The organism is Winogradskyella sp. 266wxhm (assembly GCF_058964685.1).
This window is the reverse complement of the sequence record NZ_CM179559.1, coordinates 566,664-579,629: the sequence shown is the minus strand read 5'-3', so window position 1 is coordinate 579,629 and position 12,966 is coordinate 566,664. Positions and strand designations below refer to the sequence as shown.

Sequence of the window (12,966 nt, the reverse complement as noted above, 5' to 3'; positions counted from 1 at the left end):
AACACTTATAGATTTGCTTTAGTATGAGTTAACAGTTTTTTTAACAGAATCTTAATTGAAAATCTAAACTGTCTTCCTAACAATAGTTTGCTTACGATCTGGTCCTACAGAAACAATAGTAATAGGAATATTAAGCTCTTTTTCTAAAAACTCAACATAGTCGTTAAGCTCTTTAGGTAATTGCGAAGCTTCTGTCATTCCTGTTAAGTCTGCAGCCCAACCTTTTACTTCTGTGTAAATAGGAGTTACATTTTCCTCTTCTATGTTATATGGTAAGTGTGTGATAGTTTCACCTTTATATTTGTAAGCGGTACAAACTTTTAAGGTTTCAAAGCCAGATAAAACATCACCTTTCATCATAATTAACTGTGTAACACCATTAACTTGGCAAGCATAACGTAATGCCACTAAATCTAACCATCCGCAACGTCTTGGACGACCAGTTGTAGCACCAAACTCGTTACCAACTCTAGCCATAGTTTCTCCATCTTCATCAAAAAGTTCTGTTGGGAAAGGTCCAGAACCAACACGTGTAGTGTAAGCTTTGAAGATTCCGAAAACTTCACCAATTTGGTTTGGTGCAACACCTAAACCAGTACAAGCACCAGCGGCAGTTGTGTTTGATGAGGTAACAAAAGGATAGGTTCCGAAATCAATATCTAACAAAGAGCCTTGAGCGCCTTCAGCTAGAATTGATTTTCCAGAAGCTTGTGCTTGGTGGATGAATTCTTCTGAATCGATAAATTTTAAGGATTTTAAAGTCTCAATAGCTTCAAAGAAATCAGCTTCAAGTTCTTTTAAATCATATTGAATATCTACATTGTAGAATTCAATCATTGCTTCATGCTTATCAGCTAAAGCTCTATATTTCTCTTTCCAATCGGCTAATTCAATATCACCAACTCTGATGCCATTTCTACCAGTTTTGTCCATGTATGTTGGACCAATACCTTTTAAGGTAGATCCAATTTTCGCCTTGCCTTTTGAAGCTTCACTCGCAGCATCCAATAAGCGATGCGTAGGTAAAATGATATGTGCTTTTCTTGAGATGCAAAGGGATTTTTTATAATCAACATTTTGCTCATCTAATTTATCTAATTCCTTTTTGAAAATAACAGGATCTATTACCACACCGTTACCCACAAGGTTTACTGTGTTATCATGAAATATCCCAGAAGGAATAGTGTGTAAAACATGCTTTTTGCCATTAAAAACCAAAGTATGTCCAGCATTTGGGCCACCTTGAAAGCGTGCAATAATATCGTATTTAGAGGTGAATACATCGACAATTTTTCCTTTGCCTTCGTCGCCCCATTGTAAACCTAGTAGTAAATCTACTGCCATTGTAAAAAATTAGTTAGTCGTCCTTTTTACGGTTACCGTAAAAATATAATGAATGATTAGTTATCTGAATATCAAAAACCTCTTCAATGGTTTTTTTTATGGATTGAATGCGAGGATCACAGAATTCAATAACCTCACCAGTATCAGTTAAAATAACATGATCATGATTTTTATCGAAATAGGATTTCTCGTAATGTGCCTGACTTTGTCCAAACTGATGCTTACGTACCAAAGCACATTCTAACAACAATTCGATAGTGTTGTAAAGCGTAGCTCTACTTACACGATAGTTTTTGTTTTTCATTTTGATATAAAGTGATTCTATATCAAAATGCTCTTCACTATCATAGATTTCTTGAAGTATAGCATAGCGCTCAGGCGTTTTTCTATGTCCTTTTTCTTCAAGGAATTGTGTAAATACGCGTTTTACAATTTCCTGATTACTTTCTTCTGTAGTTGCATTCATAATTAAGGTGCAAATTTACACAATTTTTAAACTCTAGAAACCTTATCGATACCATTAATTTTTTTAAGATTGTCCATTAATTTTTTTAACATCGCTTGGTTTTTTACCTGTACGGTTATTCTACCTGTAAAGACGCCATCATCACTAGAAAAACTAATGCTTTTCATATTAACGTGCATGTTTTGCGAGATGAGACTTGTAATGTCATTTACTAATCCTAAATTATCAATACCAGACAATTCTATATGAGAAGTATAAACTTCTTGCGAAGAATCAATCCATTTGGCAGACATAATTCTATACGCGTAATTAGATTGAAGACTTACGGCATTCGGACAATTCTTTTTGTGGACTTTTATACCATCATTTATAGTTAAAAAACCAAATACTTTATCTCCAGGAATAGGGTTACAACAATTGGCTAAGGTATAGTTGAGTTTTTCTTCTTCCTTACCAAAAACTAACATATCATATTTAGAAGTAATTTCTTCTTTATGAATGTCTTTTGGCGCTTCTGGTTTATAGATTTTATTTTTAATATAACTCACAAAAGCATTGCTTCGCGAAGATGCAAATGCTTTTAGCTTGGTGTTGTCTATAGTGCCAATACCAACTCTGTAGAATAAATCTAATGAGGTGCTTAACTTAAAATAGTTTACTAACTCATTAACCGATTTCTCGTTGAGTGTTATTTTGAGTTGCTTTAACTTTCGTCTTAATATTTCCTTGCCTTCTTCTGCAATCTCTTTAGTATCGGCATTTAAGGCCGATTTAATTTTACTGCGAGCTCTAGCTGTAGTAGCATAATCTAACCAGTTGCTATTAGGTTTGGCATTATCTGAAGTTAATATTTCAACACGATCACCACTTTCTAGTTCATAACTCAGAGGGACTAATTTTCCGTTCACCTTTGCTCCACGTGTTTTCATGCCAACTTCAGTATGAATACTGAATGCAAAATCTAGTGGAGTAGCACCTTTTGGAAGGGATTTTAAATCACCTTTAGGTGAAAACACAAAGATTTCTTTAGAGTAGAGGTTAAGCTTAAACTGCTCAACAAAATCTACAGCATTGGCTTCATTGTTTTCTAAAGCTTCTTGTAGTCTATTAATCCAAAGATCTAAACTGTCTTCTTTTTCGTTGGCATTTTTGTATTTGTAGTGCGCAGCATAACCCTTTTCAGCAATTTCGTTCATGCGTTCGCTACGTATTTGTACTTCTACCCAACGACTTTTTGGGCCAACAACGGTAATGTGAAGTGCTTCGTAACCTGTAGATTTAGGTGACGAAATCCAGTCACGAAGACGAATAGGGTTTGGTGTAAAGTGATCGGTAACTATGGAATAGATTTTCCAAGCCAAAAACTTTTCGTTTTCCAAATCGGATCTGTAAATAATTCTAATGGCAAATTTGTCATAGACTTCATCAAAGCTTACGCCTTGCTTGACCATTTTTCGACGAATACTGAAAATAGATTTTGGTCTCCCTTTTATTTCATAATTAAGACCTTCTTTATTTAAAGAATTTTCAATGACTTTGGAGAACGCTTTAATGTAAGCATCTTGTTCTTCTTTGCTCTCTTGCATTTTCTCGGCAATGTCATTGTACACTTCAGGTTCGGTGTATTTTAAGCCAAGATCTTCAAGTTCGGTTTTAATATTGTAGAGTCCAATTCTATGTGCTAAAGGTGCATATATATAAAGGGTTTCCGAAGCAATTTTAATTTGTTTGTCATCCCTCATTGACTCCATAGTTTGCATGTTGTGCAAACGGTCGGCAATTTTTATAATGATAACCCTAACATCTTCATTAAGGGTTAAAAGCATTTTACGAAAATTCTCAGCCTGAAGCGAGACATCCATATCCTTTTTTAAGGATGATATTTTTGTAAGTCCATCGACAATGCGCGCTACGGTTTCACCAAAAAGACGTTCCATATCTGCAATGGTGTAATCTGGATTGTCTTCTACGACATCATGAAGTAAAGCTGCTGCAATAGAAGTTGCATCGAGACCAATTTCTTGAGCTACAATTTTAGCCACAGCAATTGGATGAAAGATATAGGCTTCGCCAGATTTGCGACGCTGATCTTTATGTGCATCTACAGCCACATCAAAGGCATGACGAATTAATTTTTTATCATCATCCGTTAAGGTTTGATAGCTTACTTTTAGTAATTCTTTGTAAGCTTTGGCAATGGCTTTATTTTCTTTTTCTATAGCTTCCTCTGTCATAGAACTAATGTAGTAAAAGTTCTTTTAACTGGCAATGGAGTTTGATGAGGAAATTTTGATTGGTTATATTTTAGTTATTGAATTCTGAAATCAAGATAATAGTGAAGTAAGTTTAATCAGTCTTTCAATTTTTGAGGCATAAAGAATGATATTATGACTATGATGAGTCCAATAATCATTGAGATATATGCTTTATAGTTTGTACTTATCAAAAGATTATCGAAATCCAAATCCGTAATCCCGAACGTAAGGAGCAATATTCCAGCTAGTTTAATGAGTGATATTTTTTTCATTTCTGTGTTTTTTCAAATTAAAAGTAGAACAGTTGATATTATTGAATAAACTTGTTTTAGGTATGTTAGCATGAACTTTTTTCTAATTCAGGTTTTTACTTTTTAATCAATCTTATTTACACGATAATAATCAAAGTCAACATAACCACCAGCCTCTTCTGTGGCGAAATTAAATAACCCAAAGCGATAACCCATAAAGTGCTTGGTAAAGGTATATACCATATTTAAAGTGTTGCCTATTTTTTGCCACTTTTCACCATCGAGACTATAATAAAAATAGGCTTCATCAGTTTCAAAATCACAATCTATTTTAAAATATACGTTTTCTTGATGAAGAGGGATTTGTTCTATCTCTTTGAATGACTCACTTAATTTGTTTATCATTTTAATGCCTTGTTTTTGGTCTTCATCTTCAAAACCTAATCTAGATTGTGTCATTACAATGAACATTTTATCATTTTCTTTCTTTACACCGACGTAACCGAATTTGTTTTGAAAGGCAATGAGACCTGCAACATCACCATTTTTCATTTCACTAACATTCACTAGAGTTGTGGCTGAAGATTTAGGACCAAACGTACGTTGGGTAAGCGTGTTTTTTGCGAATAAAATACTTTTATCAACACGACCTGTTGTAATACGTAATCGACCCGGATTTTCAAGAATAGCCCAGTTTTTGTTATCAGGGTTATGATTCCATTGCCATGCTAGCGGAAGTTTTGGATCATTTTCTTTTCGTTCAAATTCATCAGAAGCTACAATGCCAAAAATACCATTTGAATTATCTGGTAAATCTAGAGTTTCAGGTACTTTACCGTTAGTTCCCAAAATAGGCCAATCATTTTCCCATTTAACAGGGACTAAGTAGGGAATTCTACCAACACTTCCTCGGTCTCCAAAAAGCATGGCATACCAATTTCCGTCTGGCGTGTCAATTAACCCACCTTGTGCAATATGTTGGTCTTGAAGTACAACACGACCTTCATAAGGACCAGTAATTTTATCAGCTCTATGCACAATTACTGTACGTGCCCAATGACTTTTAGGCGAGGCAATATTGAAAAGGTAATATTTTCCGTTTATTTTGCGTATTTGGCAGCCTTCACCAGGTAAACCTCCAACTTCATCTTTACCAAAAACTAAGTTGACATTGTCTATAATTACTTTTTCTATACCGTTTGGTTTTATTCCTGATGCATCTGGAAGTAATTCAACAAGTTTTATAGTTCCTCCTCCGTAAAGCATATATACCTTACCATCATCATCAAAAAAGAGTGAGTTGTCATGAAGAACAGGCTCAAAAGAAAATGCTTCCCAAGGCTCTGTTTCAATATTTTTTGTTTTGTAAACATGCGTTTTACCTGATGTGGCAGAAAAAGTGGACACATAGAATATGCCATTGTGATAACGAAGACTACTAGCCCAAGACCCTTTTCCATAGGCTTCTTGACCATTTTCAAGATTCATTTTATCATTCTCTACCAAACGGTCGTAAGCATAACCAGCGATTTCCCAGTTAACTAAATCTTTGGATTTCATAATTGGTAATCCTGGACTCATGTGCATTGTGGTGCTACTCATATAATAAGTATCACCAACTCTGATAGTGCTAACATCTGGAACATCTGCCCAAATAACAGGGTTTTTAGCAACTTGAGCATAAATATTGATTAAACTCAAGTTGAAAAGCGTAATTAAAACAGTTAGTATTATTCTCGAAATATGATTTTCTTTTATCATTTTTAGCCTCAGATTGTTGATTAATGCTTAATTATAAGTTAACCAAGTTCGGCTTTTTCTGTTATAAAATCAAGTTTGGGATTTTAAGTATGTAGTTTTTTAGTAATTTTTATTTTCAAAACCATTAGTGATTTTTGCTAAGCCTTTAATGGTAGCGTATCTAACTTTTTCTTTATGTAGCAACCATCCACCAATGGCACCAATAAAACTTCCAATTATAATTTCTTGAAAACGTAAAACAATCAGTTCGTTTGGTGTGGTTATAATTGGGTTGGCAGCTTCAGAGAGAAAGATAGCCAAAGGTGTTATAAAAATTACTGCCAGCGCATAATTCCTTGTAATGAGTATTTCTACAATAAGTTGTAGTACGATTATAAAAACACAAAGTATAATTATAGATTTGGTAATACTGAGTAATAACCAGCACAGTCCTAAACCTAGAAGTGTGCCGAGAATTCTTTGAAACGTGCGTTGCCATATATGATAACGTGATGCACCTTGCATAACTGCTGCACACGATACAGGAATCCAATACGCATTATTCATTTTTAATAAATAACCGCACATTAAGGATAAGGCCATAAACACTCCCATGATAATCGCCTCCCAATAATCGGCATAGTTGTTTTTTTGAAGTATAGGTGAAGGTTTTGGCTGTGTGTTTTGGTTAGTCTTTAGGGATTCTATGACTAAATAGGCTAGAGCTAAAAAACTAGCAAACATTAAACCAAGGCTAATAAGTCCGACTTTAAAAGGTATGGTGTTAAGGTTAAATGGCTGACAAATAGATATAGATACTAAAAAAATAAAGAAAAAACTTCTAGGTGGAGCTGTTTTATAATATAACATTATCCAATGGGTTACCATTGAGAAAATTCCAAAGACAATGACGGAAACGATATGATTGAAACTGAAAAATTGTCCGATAGAAAACGATAAAATGAAACCAAATGCACTTATAAGCAGTGTTGATATTTTATTTGTTAAACTACCAGTACTGGGCAAGTAAAGTATTACCAATCCACTTAAACATGCTGTTAATCCAGCACTGACGTTACCAAAGTAAATCCCTAAAAATAGAGGTACTCCCAATGAAATGGCAATTAGTAAAGCCATTTGCCATTTTCTATTAGAGTCCTTTAGGGTAACTAATTGTTTAAGCTCTTTATGTATACTTTGCTTCATTTTCAAAAAGGCATCAAATTCTTACCCAAGAAGTAATTTTCAGTGATTTTATGCGTAAAGAAAAAGTTTTGAATAGAGATTACAAAAATACCGAAGTTATCTGAAAAAAGATAGCAAGAGTGATGCTATTATTTCTTTAAATTTCTAACTCTTTCTAACAAAGTTGGATGTGAATAATGCATAAATACATAGGCTTTGTGAGGAGTTAAATTGCTTAAACTGTTTTTAGACAGCTTTTTTAAAGACGTAATTAAAGGTTCTGCTTTGTAAGTGTTTTTGGCATAATCATCTGCTTGATATTCAAAAACTCTTGAAACGTAATTCATAATCAAACCTGTAATTTCTGAAATAGGTGAGTAGAGTAATCCAAAAGCAATTAACCCAACGTGAAAGCTAGGTTGTTCTACACCTATGGCATTAGACAATAATGGATTTGAAATAAAAATCGATAAAATATATAATGTCAATCCGGTAAGTAAAACAGAAGCAATCAAATTGAAAATAATATGATTGCGCTTATAGTGCCCAACTTCGTGTGCTAAAACCGCAACAATTTCTTCATCGTCTAAATCATTGACCAAAGTATCGTAAAGTGTAACACGTTTTTCACTTCCAAAACCCGAAAAATACGCATTGGCTTTAGTGCTACGTTTAGAACCGTCAATGATGAATATTTTGTTCAGGCTAAAACCAACAGAAGCAGCATAGTCGGATATTTTTTGGCGTAAATCACCATCTTCTAAAGGAGTCTGCTTATTGAATAGTGGTACGATAAGTTTGGAATAAAACATATTCATAAATACAGTGAATACCGTTACAATTCCCCAGGTGTATAGCCAGAATTGATTTTCTGTAATTTGATAAAACCAAATAATCAAAGCTATGATGCCTCCACCAATTATAACAGTCATTAACAAGCCTTTGATTTTATCTAAAATAAAAGTCTTTTTTGTGGTTTTGTTGAATCCGAATTTTTCTTCAATGACAAAGGTTTTGTAATAACCAAATGGTGTGGTAATGATATCGCTGGCAATCATAATAATGCCAAAGAAAATTAAGCCAATAATAATTGGGTTCTCTGAGTAGTTTCTGGCTATATTATCGACAAATTCAAAGCCGTCTAAAAGCAAAAAGCCTAAAGTTAGTACTAAAGAAAACAATGAGGACCAAATGCCAAATTTATAATTGATTGTCTTGTAAGCTTGCGACTTTTTGTATTCACCTTCATCGTAAACGTCATTTATTTCAGCAGGAACAGCATCGTTAAAATGTTTGGCATTTAACGCATCTAGAATTTTATCAATAACAAAATCGATGATTATGATAGCTATGATGATATAAAATAGGGTTTGTGCGGTCATTGTGTGTTTTTATTTTGTCATTGCGAGCGTAGCGTGGCAATCTTAAAACTTAAGAAATTGCGACGTCATTCGTGTCTCATTCCTCGCAATGACATAATTATTTAAAGTCTCGTTGTCTTTTGGCTTCAAAAATAAGAATTCCAGCAGCAACAGAAACATTCATAGAATCGATAACGCCTTGCATAGGAATACTGATATTTTGCATTGCAGCATCTCGCCATTCTTGGGTTAAGCCAGTAGCTTCTGTACCAACGACGATAGCAGTAGGTAAGGTGTAATCTTGTGTGTGATACGGTTGTGATTCTTGCAGAATAGCAGAAAAAATATTGAAATTATAACGCCTTAAAAAATCAATAGCTTCAGTAGTACTCGCCGTGGCAATTTCAGTCGTAAACACACAACCAACACTAGAGCGAATAATGTTAGGGTTGTATAAATCTGACTTTGGATTGGCAATAATCACAGCGTCTACATTGGCAGCATCCGCAGTTCGCAATAAAGCGCCAACGTTACCTGGTTTTTCGGGTGCTTCAGTAACTAGAATTAAAGGATTTTTATTAGAGAGTTTTAAATCTTCAAGTTGGTGTGCTCTACTCTTTACGACAGCAATAACACCTTCAGTAGTATCACGATGTGCCAATTTTTGAAAAACTTCTTTTGAAATTTCAATAATTTCAATACCGTATTGAGACATAGCTCTGGCTTCAGTTTCAGAAAACAAATCAGGAAAAAACAAAAGCGTGTCTACTTTGTAGCCGCCTTTTATAGCTAGTGATAATTCACGTTTACCTTCTATTAAGAACTGACCAGTTTTTTTGCGTTGCCTAGATTTTTCTTTTAGTTGCACAAGTTGTTTAATAAGAGGGTTTTGTGGGCTTGAAATGTTTTTAACCATTTTAATTTCTATATATTTGGCAACAACAAAATTAAGCTATTATGAAACAAAAACTACTTAACCTATTTTTAATCTTATTTGTCTCATCTTTTTCTTTTGCTCAGGTAGCAAATCAACCTTCAGACTTAATGGTTTGTGATGATGATAATGATGGTTTTTTCCTTTTTTTTAACTTAACATTTGCAGATGCAGAAGTTTTAGGAGGACAAAATCCAGCAGATTTTATAGTGACCTATCACGAAACACAAAGTGATGCAGAAAATGGTGTCAACGCATTACAATCTCCCTATGGAAATGTAGTTCCATTATTACAAACTATATATGTGCGTTTGGAAGAAATCAGTTCAGGAAATTTTGATACCACAACATTAGATTTAATCGTAAATTTTTCACCTATTCCTACTCAACCATCATCTTTAGATTTATGTGATGATACAAATGATGGTTTTGCTGAATTTGATTTAACAGTTAAAAATGCCGAAATTATTGGCGCAAATACTAATGTGTCAGTGACATATTATGAAACAATTTCAGATGCTGAAAATCAAACCAATCCTATATCTAATCCTACATCTTATACAAACCTTACAAACCCTCAAACTTTATTTCTAAGACTAACGGATCTTACTAATGGTTGTAGTTACTTTTATACTTCTGGAAATTTGACCATTAGAGTTCTGCCTAGTCCTGATTTATTAGAAAACCCAGATGATATTGAAATTTGTGATGATGGGAGTGGATTTTCCATATTTGATTTAACTACTAATGAAAGTTTCTTAGACCCTTCTGGTGAAGGTTTTTTAATGAATTATTATGTGTCTTTAGTTGATGCTGATTCTGGAACTAATGCTATTAGTAACCCTGAAAATTATGTAAACACTAGTAATCCTCAAGAAATTTATGTTAGGGTAGAAAATGATGTCACAGGGTGTTATACACTTACTAGTTTTGATATATGGGTCAATTCACTGCCAGAAGTTGTAGCTGTGACAGATTTTGTTGTATGCCAAATAAACTCTGAAGGTATTGCTAATTTCGATTTAACATATAAAGATGAAGAAGTTCTTGATGGTTTAGATCCAGTTAATTTTTATGTTACATACTATGCAACTATAGTAGATGCACAAACACAAAGTAATGCTCTATTAAGTCCTTGGATTAATACTTCAAATCCAGAAACAATATATTTTACAATTACAAATTATAGTTCAGGTTGTACATCGGCTATACAAAGTTTTGATTTGATTGTTAACGAAGGAGTACAAGCAAATCCTAGTATGTCACCAATTATTTACGAACAATGTGATGATAATATAGAAACAGATGGAGATATAAGCAATGATAGTGTTCAGTTTGATTTATCAAATATGGATGCACAGGTCATTGGTGGTCAAGATCCATCAGAATTTACAGTAAGTTATTTTGCAACATTAATAGATGCTGACATGGGTATAAATCCTTTACCAGTATTATATCAGAACATAAGTAATCCACAAATTATATATGCTAGATTGGAAAATAACAACTCAGTTTGTTACGATACAACAGAAGCTACCTTATTAGTAAATCCTTTACCTTATTTTTCTATTAGTGATATAGCCTATTGCCAAGGGGAGTCTGTTGTAATTGATACAGGTTTGGATAGTAATAATTATTATTTTTCATGGTATTATGAAGGCGCAAATATTACAGGAGAAACTCAAGCGACTTTAACAGTTACTCAACCGGGAGTTTATTCTGTTAGTGCTACTTCTGTATTTGGTTGTGGGATAACTTCAACAGAAATAAATATTGAAGAGGTAGACTGCACTGACTCAGACTCTGATGGAGTTATTGATAGTGATGAAGATATTAACGGTAATGGCAATTTAGATGATGATGATACAGACAATGATGGTATACCTAACTATCTAGATAGTGACGATGATGGTGATAATATACCAACAGAAGTTGAAGTCGGAGAGGTTTCGGGACGAAATAGTTCAACAGTTTTACACCAATTTATAGATACAGATAACGATTCTATTGAAAACTATTTAGATAATGACGATGATGGCGATGGTGTTTTAACCATAGACGAAGATTATAATAACAATGGAGATCCAACGGACGATGATACCAACTCTAATATGATTCCAGATTATTTAGAGGCTGCGGTAGCACTTAATGTCAATAATTTTAATGTAGAAGCTTTCAAGATCTACCCAAATCCAGCAAAAGCGACTTTATACATCCAAATGGATAATATTTATTCAAATGTAGAAGTGTCAATTTATGATGTTCAAGGCAAACAAATAGGATTAAGTAAGACTTTAAGTTCTAATATCACTGAATTAGATGTTTCAAATTTTGAATCAGGAATTTATTTTGTCAAACTTTCTAATGATGAAATATCGGTTACAGAAAAACTGGTAATTCAATAAGTACTTATTCGAATAGATACATTTTAAAGTCTCAGAAAAACTCTGAGGCTTTTTTTGTAAAGTATTGTTTCTGTTTTCGTCCAATATCACAACTAATAACCAAAACATGAAGAAAACAGTCTATCTTTTATTATTTACAATTATTGCTTCAGCTTGTAAAAATGAAGTAAAATCAGAAATCCCAACTATTACTAAAGAAATCGAAAAAGAACAGATTACTACTAGTATTTACCCGGAAACTATAACTAAAGTTTTTGATGCTCATGGAGGCATAGACAACTGGAATAAAATGAGAATGCTATCCTTTACTATGGAGAAACCAGATGGTAAAGAAGTAACGACAATAAATCTTAAAACGAGAGCTGAATTGATTGATACGCCAGACTATACAATGGGTTATGATGGAAAGTCGCAATGGGTTTTAGAAAAGAACAACAAGCCTTTTGCTGGAAATGCAAAATTCTATAAAGGACTCATGTTTTATTTTTACGCCATGCCTTTTGTACTTGGAGATAACGGTATTTCTTATAAAGAAATAGAACCATTGACTTATGACGGTAAAACTTATCCTGGGATTTTAATTTCCTATGAATCTGGTATTGGTGAATCACCAGATGATCAATACAAGCTTTATTATGATAAATTGACAGGAGAGATGGCTTGGCTAGGTTACACGGTTACTTTTGGTGAAGGTGAAAAAAGTAAAGATTTTCATTTTATAAGATACAATAATTGGCAAACTCTAAGTGGGTTAAAGCTGCCTAAAAGTATGGATTGGTATAAATACGAAAATAATCAGCCTACTGAAAAGCGAAATACTATTGAGTTTGTAAATGTATCTATTTCTGAAGAAGTATCAAATAAACAAATGTTTTTAAAACCTGAGGAAGGCAGATTGATAGAGTGATATAGCCTTAAAAGTCTTAAGAATAAGAAGAATACGTTTTGATAAGAGTTAAGGTTTAATCGGATTGAGTTTAAGTAAACTTACTTGTACTTGTATCTTTGTTTTATAAAAAGTTCAA

10 protein-coding genes are annotated in these 12,966 nt (G+C 33.5%); 2 read left to right on the top strand and 8 right to left on the bottom strand.

Going from position 1 to position 12,966, the window contains the following annotated elements; translation table 11 throughout:
• Window positions 1-63: 63 nt before the first annotated feature.
• The 8 genes from AC2H4K_RS02730 to AC2H4K_RS02695 form a co-directional block, all read right to left on the bottom strand.
• Window positions 64-1,344 (bottom strand): adenylosuccinate synthase, encoded by a 1,281-nt coding sequence (locus AC2H4K_RS02730; RefSeq protein WP_281138164.1) that lies wholly within the window; start codon window positions 1,342-1,344, stop codon window positions 64-66.
• Between the two features lie 13 nt (window positions 1,345-1,357).
• Entirely contained in the window at window positions 1,358-1,810 is a 453-nt protein-coding gene (locus tag AC2H4K_RS02725) for a Fur family transcriptional regulator (RefSeq protein WP_281138163.1), read from the bottom strand.
• Between the two features lie 26 nt (window positions 1,811-1,836).
• Complete coding sequence (locus AC2H4K_RS02720) at window positions 1,837-4,044, bottom strand: RelA/SpoT family protein (protein ID WP_281138162.1); 2,208 nt, start codon at window positions 4,042-4,044, stop codon at window positions 1,837-1,839.
• A gap of 116 nt (window positions 4,045-4,160) precedes the next feature.
• Entirely contained in the window at window positions 4,161-4,337 is a 177-nt protein-coding gene (locus AC2H4K_RS02715; RefSeq protein ID WP_281138161.1) for a hypothetical protein, read from the bottom strand.
• 102 nt (window positions 4,338-4,439) lie between these two features.
• Window positions 4,440-6,077 carry a glycoside hydrolase family 43 protein gene (locus AC2H4K_RS02710; RefSeq protein WP_281138160.1) on the bottom strand — a complete coding sequence of 546 codons (1,638 nt, stop codon included), beginning with the start codon at window positions 6,075-6,077 and terminating at the stop codon, window positions 4,440-4,442.
• 99 nt (window positions 6,078-6,176) lie between these two features.
• A complete protein-coding gene (locus AC2H4K_RS02705; RefSeq protein WP_281138159.1) occupies window positions 6,177-7,262 on the bottom strand; it encodes an FUSC family protein in 1,086 nt (361 codons plus the stop codon).
• Window positions 7,263-7,390: 128 nt separating this feature from the next.
• The gene (locus AC2H4K_RS02700) at window positions 7,391-8,623 is read right to left on the bottom strand and encodes a M48 family metallopeptidase (RefSeq protein WP_281138158.1); all 1,233 of its coding nucleotides are present in this window, start codon (window positions 8,621-8,623) and stop codon (window positions 7,391-7,393) included.
• Window positions 8,624-8,720: 97 nt separating this feature from the next.
• Window positions 8,721-9,518 (bottom strand): TrmH family RNA methyltransferase, encoded by a 798-nt coding sequence (locus tag AC2H4K_RS02695; protein ID WP_281138157.1) that lies wholly within the window; start codon window positions 9,516-9,518, stop codon window positions 8,721-8,723.
• A gap of 41 nt (window positions 9,519-9,559) precedes the next feature.
• On the opposite strand from AC2H4K_RS02695, the gene AC2H4K_RS02690 reads away from it, so the two are divergent.
• Window positions 9,560-11,941 carry a T9SS type A sorting domain-containing protein gene (locus AC2H4K_RS02690; protein ID WP_493742799.1) on the top strand — a complete coding sequence of 794 codons (2,382 nt, stop codon included), beginning with the start codon at window positions 9,560-9,562 and terminating at the stop codon, window positions 11,939-11,941.
• 106 nt (window positions 11,942-12,047) lie between these two features.
• Window positions 12,048-12,848 (top strand): DUF6503 family protein, encoded by an 801-nt coding sequence (locus tag AC2H4K_RS02685; RefSeq protein WP_281138155.1) that lies wholly within the window; start codon window positions 12,048-12,050, stop codon window positions 12,846-12,848.
• The last annotated feature ends 118 nt before the right edge of the window (window positions 12,849-12,966 follow it).

What these genes read in the sequence shown, in the direction of transcription:
- AC2H4K_RS02730 (WP_281138164.1), bottom strand. Translation starts at nt 1,344, where the DNA reads ATGGCAGTAGATTTACTACTAGGTTTACAATGGGGCGACGAAGGCAAA.
- AC2H4K_RS02725 (WP_281138163.1), bottom strand. Translation starts at nt 1,810, where the DNA reads ATGAATGCAACTACAGAAGAAAGTAATCAGGAAATTGTAAAACGCGTA.
- AC2H4K_RS02720 (WP_281138162.1), bottom strand. Translation starts at nt 4,044, where the DNA reads ATGACAGAGGAAGCTATAGAAAAAGAAAATAAAGCCATTGCCAAAGCT.
- AC2H4K_RS02715 (WP_281138161.1), bottom strand. Translation starts at nt 4,337, where the DNA reads ATGAAAAAAATATCACTCATTAAACTAGCTGGAATATTGCTCCTTACG.
- AC2H4K_RS02710 (WP_281138160.1), bottom strand. Translation starts at nt 6,077, where the DNA reads ATGATAAAAGAAAATCATATTTCGAGAATAATACTAACTGTTTTAATT.
- AC2H4K_RS02705 (WP_281138159.1), bottom strand. Translation starts at nt 7,262, where the DNA reads ATGAAGCAAAGTATACATAAAGAGCTTAAACAATTAGTTACCCTAAAG.
- AC2H4K_RS02700 (WP_281138158.1), bottom strand. Translation starts at nt 8,623, where the DNA reads ATGACCGCACAAACCCTATTTTATATCATCATAGCTATCATAATCATC.
- AC2H4K_RS02695 (WP_281138157.1), bottom strand. Translation starts at nt 9,518, where the DNA reads ATGGTTAAAAACATTTCAAGCCCACAAAACCCTCTTATTAAACAACTT.
- AC2H4K_RS02690 (WP_493742799.1), top strand. Translation starts at nt 9,560, where the DNA reads ATGAAACAAAAACTACTTAACCTATTTTTAATCTTATTTGTCTCATCT.
- AC2H4K_RS02685 (WP_281138155.1), top strand. Translation starts at nt 12,048, where the DNA reads ATGAAGAAAACAGTCTATCTTTTATTATTTACAATTATTGCTTCAGCT.